This window comes from Shewanella sp. MEBiC00475, assembly GCF_005234075.1.
Taxonomy (GTDB): domain Bacteria; phylum Pseudomonadota; class Gammaproteobacteria; order Enterobacterales; family Shewanellaceae; genus Shewanella; species Shewanella polaris.
This window is the reverse complement of record NZ_CP039928.1, coordinates 443,332-458,876: the sequence shown is the minus strand read 5'-3', so window position 1 is coordinate 458,876 and position 15,545 is coordinate 443,332. Positions and strand designations below refer to the sequence as shown.

The window sequence follows — 15,545 nt, the reverse complement described above, 5'->3', positions numbered from 1 at the left end:
TAAATCCTACTTGGCACTGTGAATAAAAAACTTATGAAAAAATATATGTTTTACAATTTAACCACTTTACCGGTGAATGCAACGCCAGCAACAAAGGTACCTGCACCACATTGGAAAGTATCATTACTGCTAGTCAGATTATTTTTGTAATTCGATTTGATTTCAACGACCGCGTTGCCACCTTCTTTAACCGCTCGTTCTTTAAGCGCGATCATTGCCGATAAAAATACCCAGTGACAGGCTTGAATATCAGATTTATTCAAAGCATTGGTCTTTTTGTTAGAACTAAACTCACCCATAATTTTAACGGGTTCAGAATAAGCTTGATCACCAAAATAGAAGGTTACGTTGCTGCCGAGTTTATTTTTTGCATGTTCTGTACTCAGTGCATCTGCTACCGAATAACTGGCGACATCGTCGCGGGCATAAGAAACCGAAGGTGCAATAGCGAGTGCCAGTGATAATGCGATGATTTTGTTTTTCATACTGAGTAACATCCTTTTAATTTATCTTGTTTAAACGGTAAAAATCCATTCTTTGCAGCAAAATAACATTAACTCACTGATTTTACACCTATCAATAATAGTTTTTTCTAAATTTAAATCAAAATTCTCGGTTCATTTTGTCAAAACATTGGGTTAATACATCAATTGAACTTTGGTCTAGGTGGCGAGTAATGTCTTCTGTCAGTTGTATATGCATGCGATTATGGTGTGTATGAAGCTCAGTCCCTTCGCTTGTTAATCCAACTAATATTGAACGCCTATCTTCTTCATGTGGAGAGCGGGTAATTAAGCCAAACTTAACCAGCTTTTCTACCTGAACGGTTAATGTTCCAGTGGTAATTCCAAGTCTGTCAGCTAACTCTTTCATTCTCATCGGCCCATGAGAACCTAGCACCTCTATAGTGTGCACTTGTGCTAGTGAATATCCCGTATCTTTAACGACAGACTGCTCCCAAGAAGACAGTTTGTCGTAAAACTCGATGATTAAGTTATTCAAAGAATGCATAAAGGGCCTCAGCAGTAATTCACTTCGATAGTTAAGTGACTTAGCTTATCAAACTTAGTCAGAGAGTGTTTAATTGATTCGACATTTGCATCTGTTGTTGTACACACCGCTATTGCAGCAGAATAATGATCAGCGCTAATTTTCCAGATATGGATATCAGTAACTTTTGTTTGTTCATTTTCAATCGTTTTAATTATTTCTGATTGATATTTTTTGTCGATGTTTTCATCTAAAAGAATTGGGCTTGTCTGCTTCATTAAACCAAATGCCCATTTGGTAATAATTACCGCACCCACGACGCCCATAATTGGATCTAACCAATACCATCCAAGAAATTTTCCGACTAACAGTGCACAAATGGCTAAAACCGAAGTTAATGCATCTGCTAGCACGTGGAAGTAAGCCGCCTTGAGATTATGATCATGACCACTGTGATGGTCATGATTATGATGCTCCTCATGGTGATCGTGATCGTTATCATGGTGTTCATGTTCATGTTCATGTTCATGTCCATGGCTATGGTGATCACTGTGGTCGTGATGTTCATGGCCAAGTATAAACATACTGGCGATGTTTACGATTAGCCCGATAATAGCAACTAGAATGGATTGATTAAATTGGATCTCGATGGGTGATAATAAACGATGTACTGATTCTGCTAACATGATGATTGCGACAATACCCAATGCTATTGCACTTGTATATCCACCGAGAACCCCAACTTTACCCACGCCAAAAGAGAATTTGTCACTAGCCGCATACTTTTTTGCATAACTATAAGTGAATAGTGTGATACAAAAAGCAGCTGCATGAGTCCCCATATGCCAACCATCAGCGAGCAAGGCCATAGAACCATAAATAGTACCAGCTATAACTTCTATGGCCATAGTGATAACTGTTATCACAAGTACATACCAGGTACGTCTTACATTTTGCTCATTAACTGATGTGAAATTGTGTTGGTGAATATATTTTTGGGCAATATTTTTCATAATAATTTAGTTTGATTATCAAGTAATATGGAATTTATACTATTTGAAAATCAAAGTAAATGCTTGTAATCAATCTTTACTCAATATCCTAAAGAAGTGAATACCGGTTTTAGCCATTTAATTAGAGTGGACTGACTTCAATTTTTTTGAGTGTTTCAGAGCGTATTGATAATACTTGTAATGTGAAGGAAGAATTTAAAGAGTAAACGTTAACTTATTTCTCTCCTAAAGAATGTTTTGCATATGGGGAAGATATGCGGGAAAGGCTATGTGAGCTTTTAACCATAGTTAAATAACTAGGCAACAACTAAATCAGATATGTTGAGGTAACTGTTCAAGATTAGACCAAAGTAGATAGCATACAATGATATAGAGAGTGCTAACCTGAATAAAAAAAGGATTGGATTATTCATGTTAAATAAAATGAGTTTGATTAATGGGTTAGTGATATTTGCAATCGCACTGTTGCTGAGCTATTTAACCCTACCTAATTGGTTATTTGCATTTTTCATCGCTGTCGCTTCAGTTGTCACATTACGGTTTACTCAATACAAAGAAATAGGCTCAGAAGCTATTGAACTACCAAAACAAAATGAACAAGATGCTAATGCTATCAGTAACTCAGCTACACGGATTGCAATTGGCGGAGCAGAAGTGTCGTTTTTTATCGAAAACTTGGCACATGCAATGGGGTTGCAAGTTCAGCATGTTCGAGAAATATCAGAGCGAGCGGGTAATTTAGAGCAAGGCGCTCAACAACTTCTAGGTCAATCATCCAAAGTACGCATATTGGTTGAGGAGGCAAACACGCAAGCGTCGAGTTATGCTATCGAAATTAAACAAGTCGATGAACAACAAAGTAGCCTGTCTACTGAAATTGAATCAACTGCAGGGTTATTAATAGAACTCAAAAATAAAGCAAACGCTATTAGCAGTATCACCGATACCATTAACAAATTATCTGATCAAACAAATCTGTTGGCACTCAATGCCGCTATTGAAGCTGCTAGAGCAGGTGAGCAAGGTAGAGGATTCGCAGTGGTTGCCGATGAGGTTCGTAATCTGGCACATAAAACGGCCGAAGCAACGCAAGGTATCGAGTTATTACTGACAGAAATAGGCGAAAATAGCATTCACTCTGTTGAAGCCATGCAACGAGTTAGTGATATGGGCGGAAAACTTTCTAAGCGCATGAATGAGATTTATATTCTCACTAAAGCAAGCCAAGAGAGCATGGCCAGTGCAGCAAGCGAAATGCTACAAATGGATCAAACGGTAGGTTTTACCGTTGAAAACACTAATGGTATAGGTGCAAATATTGAAGGCATTGGCGCTTCTATACTCAAAGTTGATACCGATTTGATTGAAGCTTCAGATAGAGTGCTTGAGCTAAGTGGCTTTGCTGAACAGATATTTCGTCATCTGCAACATTTTGAATTATCGGATAAACATTCAGTTATTGCTAATGTCGCACTTAATGCCGCTGCCGAGATTGGAACTGTTTTTGAAAAGGCCATTATCAATGGCTCGCTAACACAAGCACAATTATTTGACTCAAATTACCAACCGATTCCAAAAACTGATCCTCAAAAATTCACTACCGGTTTTGACCGTTTTACAGACTCCAATTTACCGAGTATTCAAGAAGCTATTCTAAAAAATCATTCTGATATCATCTACGCGGGAGCTGTTGATGTAAGAGGGTATTTCCCTACTCATAACCTTAAATTTACCAAAGCGTTAACCGGAGATCGCGAACAAGATCTTGCTGGTAATCGCACCAAACGTATTTTTGATGATCCAACTGGTAAACGATGTGGTAGTAATACCGAAAGCTTTTTATTGCAAACTTATAAGCGCGATACCGGTGAAGTAATGCATGACCTTTCGGCGCCTATATACGTTAACGGTAAGCATTGGGGCGGATTTAGAATTGGTTATAAGGCTGAAGAACAATAAAATATACGTCTATCTATCTGGATCATGTTTATCACCTAGTGCGTATTCAATCAAAGAATAATTGATAGGTGATGACCTTGTTTTTCTACTTTTATCAACTGTTATAATCGCTTAGTGCTTAGTGCTTAGTGCTTAGTGCTTAGGTTAAAAGTAGTGTTAATCGCAAAATTTACTCATAACAGAAAACCCCATTCACACCGACCTCAATAATAACTCAAATTTATCCTTTTTCACTTTGGTATGAAAAAGGATATGACAGATTTACAAACTCAAGACGACGTTCTCTGCATTTGCGATATAAGTGTAGAATGTCGATAAATCTCACTCATCACTTCAGTACGCTGTTAATGCTGATGTGCTGACGATAATGAATTTCCTTCGCTATCATAAAATCCTGATGCACTGTGTTCTATAAAACCTAAGTTGATCATTTTTCTAAAAAACGGGTCAGATTCATTATCGCCAATATCAGCAAAGTCGGTCGATTGGTATGCAGAGAATGTATCTAACTGTTGTTGAATCATTTTGTTGTCGTAAGTCACTTCAGTTAATTGCCAATTTATAGCTTTATCTGCAGATTCACCTTTATCTGACAATACAGTACTAATGCTTTGTACTAATTTTTTTGCAGGAAACCACCATATATCAACCGTTTTTGTATTTGTTTGTTGTTGATAATGTTCTAGTTTATCGCAACCCTGTCCAGTCGTTTCAATGAGTGTTGACTGCTGTTGAAATAATGGATGTAGCAATTGTGCATGATATTGCCATGCTTGCTTAGATATCGTTTTGGTTGCTTCATATTCAATGGCACGTTTGTCATCAATAAAGTATGAGGTTTTTTTCATGTGATTATGTGGCAGTGTTGTCCATTGTGTTGCTACATCTTGATTGCTGATATGAAATACAGAGTTTTGGGCTCTTAATAAAACCAGTTGGTTTTGTTTGTTTGGTGCCACGTCGTTAGTCGTTTGCTCAATATTATAGGTCGCCATGAGGGCAGTTGATTGGCAAGTGTCACTTGCTGATGCAAATAACGGGAAAGTGATAGCGGTTAGTAACAATAGAGTTTTCATATATTTTATCTTTTTGGCTGATTAAGTATCAAGATTGAGGCTAAAAGTTAAAGAATAGGGGGCGAACCCCTATTCTTTAATGATGACTTATTTAGCGGTATTTACTCGGCTGCGCCAGAAAGGTTGCCAGCATAATCCATTACATGGAATATTAAGCTTTGCTCATTAGTCCCTGTAATTAAGTGAGCGCCAGGTCCTACTGCAAAAACTCCAACGTCTTCACCCGCATGCGTTTCACTGCCTAATGGTACTAATGACTCTTGGTGGAAACCCGCTGTAGATGTATCAACATCGGTTAAGTCAACACGGCCGGTTACCGCAGCCGCTGCATAACTTGCATCGGCATCAGTTTCGGTCCCTAAATCTCTAAAGCCAAGGCCGTTAGTGTAACCTACCGTTGTATAAGGCATGTCGTCTGAGGCTAAACTTGGGTCGGTCGCACCAATACCAACCACTTTACCTAATATTGGGTTACCACGTTTAGGGTAGCCAGCAATGGTAAATACATGGCTGTGATCTGCAGTAACAATAATTAAGGTGTCTTCTTCGCTTGTTGCATCAACTGCGACTTGTACAGCTTTAGCAAGCTCGATGGCATCATTTAGTGCATTGTATGCATTTCCGGCATGGTGAGCATGGTCAATACGACCAGATTCTACCGTTAAGAAGAAACCTTTGTCGTTATTATCAAGCACCTTAATGGCAGTGGCTGTCATTTCTGACAAGCTAGGTTCACCAGCAATATCATTTTCACGGTCAGCTTCATATTGCATGTGTGATTCGTTAAATAAACCAAATATGCGTGGTGTTGCCTCAGTGTCTATAGCATTAAATGAAGCTTGGTCAACGACATAAACACCTGTTGCGTATTGAGCTTGCCATTCTGCGGTTAGGTCACGGCCATCAGTACGGTCACCTTCAATGGTACTGACTGCATCATTGCTGTTATAGGCTACATCTTTAGGTAAAAAGTGACGACGGCCACCACCCATCACAACTTCAATGCCATCAACATCTACACCGGCATATCTAGCTTCTAAGTTGGCTTCAAAATTAACTAACTGTAATGCAATATCTTCACAATCGGCACGTTCAGGGTTGTTGGCAATATCCATATCTGAGATGTCTTCCCAGTTACGTTCTGCTGACTTTGCATAAGTCGCAGCAGGTGTCGCGTGAGTAATGCGTGCGGTTGAGATTACACCCGTTGATTTTCCTGCAATCTCAGCTAACTCTAGTGCAGTAATCATTTCAATGCCTTTAGTACTAGCACAGTTGCCTCTAACCACATTTTCGTCAACACCTAACACGCCTGAATCTGTTTTAACTCCCGACATCATGGCTGTCATTGTTCCAGCAGAATCAGGCGTTTGTGCATCAACGTTGTAAGTTTTTGCTAAACCAGAAAATGGGAATTTATCAAAGCTTAATTGGTTTTCTTCACCCTGCATGCCTTTATTTTGGCCATCTAAAATACGTGCTGCGGTTACAGTTGAAACACCCATACCGTCACCAACAAATAAAATCACATTTTTAGCTGAGCCTTTAAGTGCGGTTATTTCTTCCGTGCTAGATACTTTTGCAATCGATACCTTGGCATTGTTTGCTAATTGGCTATCTATTTTGTTCCAAATATCGTCTGCCGTTTCTATTTCGGCAGCGCCTTGTCTAAACCATGAATTATTCAAACTGGTTAATAGTTCGGTATCATTTACTGTGGTCGCAGCAGGTGAACATACATATTGAGTTGCTGTTATTTCAGACGCATCTAAAACAGTATCAGCATTTGTATCTATACCTGTGTCAATTTGCATACCGCCATTGATACAATTTTCATTGCCTACTGATAAAAGTGTTTGTGTGATTAATGTGTTGGTTCCGTTAGTACCATTAGTACCATTAGTACCATTAGTACCGTTTACTCCATCTTTACCATTGTCACCGTCGTCGCCACAAGCTGATAATGCACAAACCAAAGAAACTGTTATTGTTGATAGTATAAATTTATTCATCATAAAAACCTTATAGGGTCTATTGACCAACTAAACCAAGAGCACGATTAATTAAATGGAATACAACACTTTGTTCAACAGTACCTTGAACTAATTGCGCTCCTGGACCAGATGTATGAATAGCAACATCTTCTCCTGCGTGAGTTTCGCTACTTAATGGAACAGTAACTTCTTGGTGATAGCCTGATGTAGTGGTATCGATCGCAGTGATGTCTTGACGGCCTGCGATGGCTTCAGAAGCATAAGATGCATCGCCATCTGTTTCAGTGCCTAAGTCTCTGAAACCAAGTCCATTGCTGTAACCTAATGTGGTGTAAGGATTACCATCTGAATCTTCGCTAGGGTCAGTAGCACCAATACCAACGACTTTACCCAAAATAGGGTTACCACGTTTTGGATAACCAGCAATCGTAAACACATGGCTGTGATCGGCGGTGACAATGATTAGCGTTTCTTCATCATTTGTTGCATCTAATGCAGCTTGAACTGCATTTGAAAACTCAATCGCATCATTTAGTGCTGTGCTTGCGCTACCAGCATGATGACCATGGTCAATTCGTCCTGATTCAACCGTTAAAAAGTAACCTTTTGGATTGTTATCAAGTATTTTAATGGCCTTTTCTGTCATTTGAGAAAGGCTTGGTTCGCCAGCAATATCATTGGCTCGGTCGGCTTCGTATTGCATATGAGATTCATTGAATAAAGCAAAAACACGTTCCGAGGTTTCTGTGTCAATGGCATCAAATCCAGTTTGGTCAATAACGTATTGGCCATTTGGATACATAGCACTCCATTCTGCGGTCAAATCACGACCATCTGTACGGTCGCCTTCAATATCGCTTACGGCATCGGCACTATTAAATGTGGCATCTTTAGGTAAAAAATGACGACGTCCGCCGCCCATAACAACATCAATGCCGTCTACATCAACTCCGGTGTAACGTTGTTCTAGATTTTTTTCAAAGTTAACCAGTTGTGATGCAATATCTTCACAATCTGCACGTTCAGCATTATTTTCAATATCCATGTCTGAGATATCTTCCCAGTTACGGTCTGCTGATTTTGCATATGTGGCGGCTGGCGTTGCATGAGTAATACGTGCAGTTGATAACACACCTGTCGACAAGCCTTTTATTTCGGCTAACTCTAAGGCAGTTACCACTTCGTTGCCTTTGACTGAGGTACAAGTACCACGAACAACATCTTCATCAACACCTAGAACACCGGCGTCTGATTTTAAGCCGCTCATCATGGCTGTCATGGTGCCAGCAGAGTCTGGTGTTTGTGCATCTACATTGTAAGTTTTAACCAGTGCTGAATAAGGAAATGTTTCAAAGCTTAAGTAACCTTCTTCACCAGAATTACCGGCTAATTGTCCTTGTAAAATTCGAGCTGCGGTAAGTGTAGAAATACCCATACCATCGCCGACAAACAAGATGACATTTTTTGCTCTTGTTGATCTTGATTGTTGTAATTTTTCAGTGATGGTTGCTTGGCCGTCTTTATACCAAGCATTATTGAGTTGTGTGTCAGTCGTTGTCGCTGCGGTTGCAGCTCCTGCGTATGTTGCCGAAGACAATATACTAGCGATAACCACTGATAAGCCTTGTTTGAGCATATTCATATTACCCTATGTTGTAGTTAAGTTATTTTAGAACGTGGCTATAACATAGTGGGTTACAATGAACATTAGGTAACACTAGGGTTACAATTTATTGACAAATGAGTTTCAGTTTTGTGTATACCTATCAAACGGTTGATTTTACAGTTATTTAATAATGGTCCTAGTATTGGGGTTTTGCAGAATGAAAAGTTTTCTATCTTCTATACTCTTGAATGTCTCATCGGTTACTAAGCTACAAGTTTATGATTAAATTGAATATTTTGTTAGTTCACTATCGTGAAAATCTATCGTAATCTGAGTCGGAATCAGTTAAGTTGATTAGCGATAAAAAGAGCGGCATAGTTGGAGTCATGCACCGCTTGTGTGCTTATTGGAACGATCAATTGCAAGTCTGTCTTGTGGCAGAATAGTTGAGTAAAATGCTATCAATTCAGACTATTAAATAAGGACTGTTTGTATGGGGAAGTTATGAGTAAAGAGATAAGTGATGTAAATAATGAAGTAAAAAGTGACAAAATGAGTCAGTCTGCGTTAAACGCATTAAAAATCGCGTTTACCTACATGCCTAAATCCATTGAAGTGACTAAATATGAGTACGGTGATAATTACCAAAAAATATTAGATCATATTGAAACCGTTAGAGAAATATTATTGATTAATGATGTTGATCCTGAAGAAGTTTATGGTGAGGTGAATCCAGAGAGTACACCTAATTCAACCTATTGATATAGTGGTGTTCAATCATGTGGCGATAAAAATGGATCGCAATGGTTAGCTTTTGGTTAATTTGGGGATAGACTGCAGTAGTTACAAATAAATTAGCATTTTATGCATAAGCGTAAATGTCATTGCAGCTTTTTATCATGATCACGTATTTGTGCAAACAGTGAAAGCAGATAGGCATCAGCATCTTTAAAAGAGTCCCATATAGAGTAGAGTTAAATGGCTAACGAAACTAAAGCTAGACAGTCGTAAACTAAAATTGGACAGCCATAAATGCTTATAACAACCTGAATACTATGATAAAACCATTACTGTTAATTAGTCTGATAATTTTTTGAGCTAATTATTTCATTAGGTTTGATGGTATTTGATTCATATCGACAACAAAAAAGCACCCTAAGGTGCTTTTTTGTTGTTAGACCTGCATTATAAGTTTAGTAAATAAGACTTAATGAACTGAGGTTGATTTGGCGCTTTAGGTGCTGTTTTAAATGTCAGGGTTTGACTGTTTTGACGCAGTTTTAACTCATTGGTAAATTGACATTCAATAGTATTAATTGGGGCTATTTTATTTTTAAAGCTTGGATCGTTTTCACACATAGAAACCATTTCGCTGGCTACCTGTGCACAAAATGAACCGACAGCGTAGTTTTGTAATGTTTTATCATCAATCGTTTTCCAATCGACAGTGGTCTTTATTTTTACGCCACACTGCTTATCAATTTCGCTATTAGCATCAGTGATTTTTTTCTGTTGGTAAGTTAAATGTTTTTCACGATTAAAACTCGCTAACTTAGCTTGAATACCTTTGCCTAGTTGCAATTCGTATTGTGCTTTTAAATCTGCAACAATTGCTGGGTTAGACTCTTCTTTTGTTGATAAATAGGTGCCTTCTCGTGTTTCTGGTATATACAGAGTATACGAGCAACAACCATATCCGTCATCGACACTTACTAGGCTGCGCTCAGAGCCATCATAACTATATTTATAAGCATTGTTACTACCGTGAGGTTTTAAATCGGTCAAAAATGTAACGCCATCAATCTCGTGATTAATGCCCGTTACTTTTATTAACGCCTGTTTTTTGTCTGTTGTTGGTGCAATAACAACGTTAACACCATCACCAGAACTCAGCTCTATCGGGTATTTGGCAAGATCTAAAGCAAAGCTTTTAGATGATAGGAGCACACAGGCTATAAACAATATTTTTTTCACAATAAGTCCTTTTAAGTATTTTAACTATATATTTTATCAGGTTATAACATTGATGTAATGGATTAAAAGCGCTATGTACCAAGTCGTTTTGGTTAATTATTTAGAGGTGCTTCAAACTACCAGCGTTAGTAGTGTGCTTAAGGCTTAATATTTAAAACGAGAACTCACACTGAAACAGTAACCTGTTTTTCTGCTTGATACCAAACCAGCCGCGAGTGCTGCCTTAAATCTACCGTATTGACTCATCAGTTTCCATATGCCACTCAGTTTATTGATGATTTTCGTTCAAGTTTTACATTTGAATAGTCAGAAAGCTATCGCAATCAACGCTAAAAGCAGTTATGTTAATTGTCTTAAAAATGAGTGGCATAGTTTCTTGTTAAGCAAATATTGAAGAATTAATTATAAAATTCATCACAATTAAAGGATAAAATAGATGAGTGAAGAAGTAAAAAATGTTCCAGCGACTAAGGAACAAGCCAAAATAGTTTACTTACTTTATATGGTAGGTTTACTGTTTGGTATTACAGGCATAATCGGTGTCGTAATGGCTTACATCAATAAAGGTGATGCCCCTGAATGGTTAAAAACCCATTATCAGTTTCAAATTAGGACTTTTTGGATTGGTGCTATTTATATCTTCTTAGGCTCAATTTTATCTTTAGTTATCATTGGTTGGTTTGTACTCTTATTCTGGGCGGTTTGGCTAATAATCCGCTCACTCAAGGGCATGAAAGCGCTTGAACTGGAAAAACCCATTGAGAACCCTACTGCTTGGTTATTTTAAAAGCTTAACAATAAAGCAAATAGGGATAGGCTGCGCTAAGCCGTGTTCTTATCTCAAGTGTTGGAGCTAAAAAAGCCACCCTTCTTATCGGTTATAAAAATGGGTGGCATGATTAATTTTTTACGCCTTAGGATATATAGTGCCTAATCAAAAAGATGTATGTTTAAAATTTGGAGTGACTCCTTTTCCAAGCCTCGAAGGGGATAAAATTGGCATTGCTATTGAAACAATTGGCAAGCTTCCCATTAATGGTTTACGGCACAATCCGGAAAATGGTTCTTGTGGCTGGTATATTTGGTGCGGTGAAGACATGTCTAAATATGCAGATTTCTTCAAACCACTTCACGTCAGTCATATTGCAAACTATCTACCTGAAGTAGAAAAATATTTATCGCTCCCGCCAGGCTATCGGTTTTTAATCGCTGGCGAAAATGTGGATGTCTGGCATGATTCATCCCTGGGCAGTATGTAACAAGTTGAAGCTACGGTGCCTAATGACGCATCTAGCATCGCTCTTCAAAACGTTAAATGTCTGTGTAGTTACCATTATTATCCGAGATATAAAATGAAAGATTTAGATGACCACAAAAAAATTGCAGTTCTAATTGATGCTGATAATGCACAATATTCAAAAATTAAAACAATAATGGATGAAATATCTGCGCATGGACATGTCGTTATAAAAAGAGCTTACGGAGACTGGTCTAGTGAATATTTGAAAAACTGGAAAGTCTCGTTGAATGAATTAGCTATTCAACCAATTCAACAGTTCGCATACACGACAGGCAAGAACTCTACAGATGCATCGTTAATAATCGACGCGATGGATTTACTTTATTCTAATAAATTTGATGCATTTGCTCTGGTTTCTAGTGATAGTGATTTTACAAAATTAGCGTCTAGATTACGTGAGTCAGAAATACTGGTTTTTGGAGTAGGGGAAAAGAAGACTCCTATAGCATTTAGAAACGCTTGTGACGACTTCATCTTTACAGAGAATTTAGATACAGATATTGTTAATGTTCCAAAAAACAAATCAGCTGCGGTTAGTAAGTCCGAAAACCTAGCTGTAGAGGCTCTAGTACCTGTTCTCAAAAAAGCTTGGAAGAAGTTTCAAGATGATGATGGCTGGGCAAACCTATCCTCAGCAGGAAGTTTTGTAAAAAGATCAATGCCTGATTTTGATCCTAGGACATATGGTGTTAGTAAATTTCCTGAGATAATTAAAATTCTTGATAAGCATTTTGAAATGACTAAATATAAAGGCAAAGGAACTGTTCATATTGTTGCTTATAGGCCAATAAAATAGTGTTAAACAAAAAATTTAAAGTTGGCTCTTTTTGTTTCTCAAACATATTAATCAACTAGTATTTAACCGTTTTATATAGCTTTAACGACTCTAATTACTCTATATTTTTAATAAAAAAACGCAATTTTGTCCAAATTCTGTCTAGTGAATACTTAAACAATGCCGCCCACAATTATTGACAGCAAAATTGGATAATGAGCACAGTTAATTTCTTAGCCAATAATTTTCGCCTATTATTAGGGCGTAATATGTAAATCAATTATGGAGGATATTTTAGATGAAGGATGATCAATTCAAGGCATGGGAACTAACTCGCGAAAAAGGTAAGTTAAACTTTTTTCTAATTAGAGGCGTTTTGTCATATGGTTTACCAATGTTCATCATAATGGCATTTATGAACAAGCCTTTCGTAGATGGTTTTACTTCTAAAGCCGCAAGCGTTCACATTATTGTTTGGCCATTAGCTGGTTTATTATTTGGTGTAACCATGTGGTACGTAACCGAACGTAAATATAAAAAAGAACTGGCAAGTCGTCTTTATCCCAAGGGGTGAACCAACCCTAATACTTGGGATGTTACTCTTTATCAAGTCAATAACAGTTCAAGAACTGAAGCTAAAAAGCCACCCTGTTAATCGGCAATAAAAATGGGTGGCATGATTAATTGTTTATTTCTAGAGATGAATTGGCAGTCAATCAATAAAATGGGTGGCATGGTTAATTTGTTTGGTTAATTTCTTGCCTGGTATCGACCAATTCCAACAAATAATTTATTCTTTGTAAATCGCTCAACAGATAAATACCATAACGTTATATTTTAAGGAGCGTTCAGTGCAAAAAAGTAGAGTTGGATTGGCGACGATATTGATATTGTTAATCAGTGCATGTTCATCTATCAGCGAGCCTGAAGTCAAAGAAGTGATGAAAGCTGAGCAAAGTAACCCTTTAAAGGTAAAAGATGCTTTAATTGCCACTTTTGTTAAAGCACCAAAACCTAAGGTTGGTACACAACAAGAAGATGTTAAAAATTCTTTATCATCTAATTCAGTTTTAATTCTTCAACAAAATGAAAGCCTTATTGTTGCTCGATTTTATACGAAAAATTCACAGCTGGAATCAATATATGAATATTGCGATTTAGAGTATCATTTTTCATCGTTAAAGTTTGTTCTTGGCCCATATGTTACTGGTGATTGTAGTTCAATCGTTATTAATGCAACTAAAGTAAATTAAAATATAACAAAACATATATGAACCTCCCGTCAGTCAATAGACGCCCCTAAATTATTTAGCTGCTTTTGCAGTTAAATTTAAATTAATCAACAAAGCCATCTACTTCGTATTCTGGTAGCAGTCAAATCATCGTGTTTTTAGAAATAAGAATACTAAAGAATGGCCACTCATAATTGTTGGTTCTAGCACTTAAACAATAGTATCCTTTCCCGCTTAATATCAATTAAGCTGTTAGTGCTGCGTTGGGTTTACCTCATTGCTCACCATTTCCCACTAACTCTCAGTTTATTGATGATTTGCGTTCAATTTTTACATTTGAATAGTCAGAAAGCTATCGCAATCAACGCTAAAAGCAGTTATGTTAATTGTCTTAAAAATGAGTGGCATAGTTTTGCCTTGTTGCAAAAGGAAGATTCGAAATGAATGATATTGCATTAGAAGAAAAACAACATTTTGTTAAAAAACTATTTTCCGGTGGTTTTAGATTAGTTGATGTCTTTTGGGCTGGATTCGTTTTAATAAGTGCAATTATTAGTTTAATTGTTTCAAAATTAACAACGGTAGAGTCGCTAATTATCGGAGATTGTTTAAAGTCCGTTTATTTTATCTTGATTAGTATTGCTGTCTGGAAGTCTGCGAGTACATATCAAGGAAAAAAAACATGGTCAGTTTTAGCTAAAATTTGTTCAATACTAACCATTTTTGCCAGTATTTTTGCTCTTGGATCTTGGGTTATGTATGTTTCTTCAAACTAGCAACATAATTTGGCGTTGAACTAAGCTGCTGTGCGGAACAAAATGATGCTTCAATAGATTGAACTATAGTTATTGAATCAACTAGACTTAGAAAAGATGTGATGGAACACCACAATGGCAAGGGAATTTCAATGAAATACGTACAAATAAAGCCTCGTAATCAATTCAAAATTGCTCTTCAGCCCAGAGCTTGCATCATAAAAGAAAACTTCTTTAGTATAAAACTTATCAATTAACCTTGACTCGGCATAGGGCAAGTCTAACAAGCTGTTTGCGGCATGCAAACTGCGCAACGCACAAATACTAAAACGTTAAGTGCCAAAGAGAGATTCAAGTTTTGCGTAATTATCATATAGTCTTATGCTTTATCGCTTTTTTATTTGGATGTGGACAAAAAGCTGAGTCAACTTCGGAACAAGTTGAGAGAAATATTGTTCAAAGCTTAAAAGTTGGAGATGATGCTAAAGCTATTGAGAATTATCTTAACGCCCAAAATATCCCATTCACTTATGACAAATACACCAATAGATTTCAGGGCATAATTCGAGATGAAAGCTCAAGCTTACATGCTATTACTATTTCAATTGTATTGGATAATCAGCAGGGGTATATCAACGTTGAAGTTAATGATAGCTACACTAGCTTGTAAGGTGCATAACAAATTACCTAAGTTAGTCACATAAAGCCACATCGAAGATAATAAAACGATATAAGCCGATGAGTTAGCGAGTATCCAAAACATGGATGTTTTGGCTAATCCCGCATGGAAGCTGATTTAAAAATCAACTGCCGGCGTCTCCGTGTTCATCAATATTATGTCGTCAATATCTGTTTGTTATTGAGCACTTGC

16 protein-coding genes are annotated in these 15,545 nt (G+C 37.3%); 9 read left to right on the top strand and 7 right to left on the bottom strand.

Annotated elements, in window-relative coordinates; all coding sequences use genetic code 11:
* Positions 1 to 50: 50 nt before the first annotated feature.
* From FCN25_RS01950 to dmeF, 3 genes are all read right to left on the bottom strand, one after another.
* Positions 51 to 485, bottom strand: coding sequence for an excinuclease (locus tag FCN25_RS01950; RefSeq protein WP_137221500.1), 435 nt, complete (start codon positions 483 to 485; stop codon positions 51 to 53).
* Between the two features lie 118 nt (positions 486 to 603).
* On the bottom strand, positions 604 to 1,011 hold the full coding sequence (locus tag FCN25_RS01945; protein ID WP_137221498.1) for a MarR family winged helix-turn-helix transcriptional regulator: 408 nt from the start codon (positions 1,009 to 1,011) through the stop codon (positions 604 to 606).
* An 8-nt stretch (positions 1,012 to 1,019) separates the two neighbouring features.
* Entirely contained in the window at positions 1,020 to 2,003 is a 984-nt protein-coding gene (gene dmeF, locus FCN25_RS01940) for a CDF family Co(II)/Ni(II) efflux transporter DmeF (RefSeq protein ID WP_137221496.1), read from the bottom strand.
* A 411-nt stretch (positions 2,004 to 2,414) separates the two neighbouring features.
* Between dmeF and FCN25_RS21220 the strand changes: the two genes are divergently transcribed.
* A complete protein-coding gene (locus FCN25_RS21220) occupies positions 2,415 to 3,962 on the top strand; it encodes a methyl-accepting chemotaxis protein (RefSeq protein WP_137221494.1) in 1,548 nt (515 codons plus the stop codon).
* 344 nt (positions 3,963 to 4,306) lie between these two features.
* Here the strand turns inward: FCN25_RS21220 and FCN25_RS01930 are convergent, their stop codons facing one another.
* From FCN25_RS01930 to FCN25_RS01920, 3 genes are all read right to left on the bottom strand, one after another.
* Positions 4,307 to 5,038, bottom strand: a complete 732-nt coding sequence (locus FCN25_RS01930; RefSeq protein ID WP_137221492.1) for a hypothetical protein — start codon at positions 5,036 to 5,038, stop codon at positions 4,307 to 4,309.
* 101 nt (positions 5,039 to 5,139) lie between these two features.
* Entirely contained in the window at positions 5,140 to 7,053 is a 1,914-nt protein-coding gene (locus tag FCN25_RS01925; RefSeq protein ID WP_137221490.1) for an alkaline phosphatase, read from the bottom strand.
* Between the two features lie 16 nt (positions 7,054 to 7,069).
* A complete protein-coding gene (locus tag FCN25_RS01920) occupies positions 7,070 to 8,674 on the bottom strand; it encodes an alkaline phosphatase (protein ID WP_137221488.1) in 1,605 nt (534 codons plus the stop codon).
* A gap of 468 nt (positions 8,675 to 9,142) precedes the next feature.
* Between FCN25_RS01920 and FCN25_RS01915 the strand changes: the two genes are divergently transcribed.
* Positions 9,143 to 9,400, top strand: coding sequence for a penicillin-binding protein (locus FCN25_RS01915; protein ID WP_137221486.1), 258 nt, complete (start codon positions 9,143 to 9,145; stop codon positions 9,398 to 9,400).
* Between the two features lie 423 nt (positions 9,401 to 9,823).
* Here FCN25_RS01915 and FCN25_RS01910 read toward each other — a convergent pair whose 3' ends face one another.
* On the bottom strand, positions 9,824 to 10,612 hold the full coding sequence (locus tag FCN25_RS01910) for a hypothetical protein (RefSeq protein WP_137221484.1): 789 nt from the start codon (positions 10,610 to 10,612) through the stop codon (positions 9,824 to 9,826).
* Positions 10,613 to 11,048: 436 nt separating this feature from the next.
* Between FCN25_RS01910 and FCN25_RS01905 the strand changes: the two genes are divergently transcribed.
* The 7 genes from FCN25_RS01905 to FCN25_RS01875 all read left to right on the top strand — a co-directional run bounded on the left by FCN25_RS01905 (position 11,049) and on the right by FCN25_RS01875 (position 15,344).
* A complete protein-coding gene (locus tag FCN25_RS01905; RefSeq protein WP_137221481.1) occupies positions 11,049 to 11,399 on the top strand; it encodes a hypothetical protein in 351 nt (116 codons plus the stop codon).
* Positions 11,400 to 11,538: 139 nt separating this feature from the next.
* Complete coding sequence (locus FCN25_RS01900) at positions 11,539 to 11,871, top strand: hypothetical protein (protein ID WP_137221479.1); 333 nt, start codon at positions 11,539 to 11,541, stop codon at positions 11,869 to 11,871.
* A 93-nt stretch (positions 11,872 to 11,964) separates the two neighbouring features.
* Positions 11,965 to 12,708 (top strand): NYN domain-containing protein, encoded by a 744-nt coding sequence (locus FCN25_RS01895; protein ID WP_137221477.1) that lies wholly within the window; start codon positions 11,965 to 11,967, stop codon positions 12,706 to 12,708.
* 277 nt (positions 12,709 to 12,985) lie between these two features.
* Positions 12,986 to 13,261, top strand: coding sequence for a hypothetical protein (locus FCN25_RS01890; protein WP_137221476.1), 276 nt, complete (start codon positions 12,986 to 12,988; stop codon positions 13,259 to 13,261).
* A 277-nt stretch (positions 13,262 to 13,538) separates the two neighbouring features.
* On the top strand, positions 13,539 to 13,940 hold the full coding sequence (locus FCN25_RS01885; RefSeq protein ID WP_137221474.1) for a hypothetical protein: 402 nt from the start codon (positions 13,539 to 13,541) through the stop codon (positions 13,938 to 13,940).
* Positions 13,941 to 14,359: 419 nt separating this feature from the next.
* Positions 14,360 to 14,695, top strand: coding sequence for a hypothetical protein (locus FCN25_RS01880; protein ID WP_137221472.1), 336 nt, complete (start codon positions 14,360 to 14,362; stop codon positions 14,693 to 14,695).
* A 337-nt stretch (positions 14,696 to 15,032) separates the two neighbouring features.
* Positions 15,033 to 15,344 carry a hypothetical protein gene (locus tag FCN25_RS01875; protein ID WP_137221470.1) on the top strand — a complete coding sequence of 104 codons (312 nt, stop codon included), beginning with the start codon at positions 15,033 to 15,035 and terminating at the stop codon, positions 15,342 to 15,344.
* Positions 15,345 to 15,545 lie beyond the last annotated feature (201 nt).

Bases quoted from the DNA above. Each gene is read 5' to 3' on its own strand.
- FCN25_RS01950 (WP_137221500.1), bottom strand. From the start codon at position 485: ATGAAAAACAAAATCATCGCATTATCACTGGCACTCGCTATTGCACCT.
- FCN25_RS01945 (WP_137221498.1), bottom strand. From the start codon at position 1,011: ATGCATTCTTTGAATAACTTAATCATCGAGTTTTACGACAAACTGTCT.
- dmeF (WP_137221496.1), bottom strand. From the start codon at position 2,003: ATGAAAAATATTGCCCAAAAATATATTCACCAACACAATTTCACATCA.
- FCN25_RS21220 (WP_137221494.1), top strand. From the start codon at position 2,415: ATGTTAAATAAAATGAGTTTGATTAATGGGTTAGTGATATTTGCAATC.
- FCN25_RS01930 (WP_137221492.1), bottom strand. From the start codon at position 5,038: ATGAAAACTCTATTGTTACTAACCGCTATCACTTTCCCGTTATTTGCA.
- FCN25_RS01925 (WP_137221490.1), bottom strand. From the start codon at position 7,053: ATGATGAATAAATTTATACTATCAACAATAACAGTTTCTTTGGTTTGT.
- FCN25_RS01920 (WP_137221488.1), bottom strand. From the start codon at position 8,674: ATGAATATGCTCAAACAAGGCTTATCAGTGGTTATCGCTAGTATATTG.
- FCN25_RS01915 (WP_137221486.1), top strand. From the start codon at position 9,143: ATGAGTAAAGAGATAAGTGATGTAAATAATGAAGTAAAAAGTGACAAA.
- FCN25_RS01905 (WP_137221481.1), top strand. From the start codon at position 11,049: ATGAGTGAAGAAGTAAAAAATGTTCCAGCGACTAAGGAACAAGCCAAA.
- FCN25_RS01895 (WP_137221477.1), top strand. From the start codon at position 11,965: ATGAAAGATTTAGATGACCACAAAAAAATTGCAGTTCTAATTGATGCT.
- FCN25_RS01890 (WP_137221476.1), top strand. From the start codon at position 12,986: ATGAAGGATGATCAATTCAAGGCATGGGAACTAACTCGCGAAAAAGGT.
- FCN25_RS01880 (WP_137221472.1), top strand. From the start codon at position 14,360: ATGAATGATATTGCATTAGAAGAAAAACAACATTTTGTTAAAAAACTA.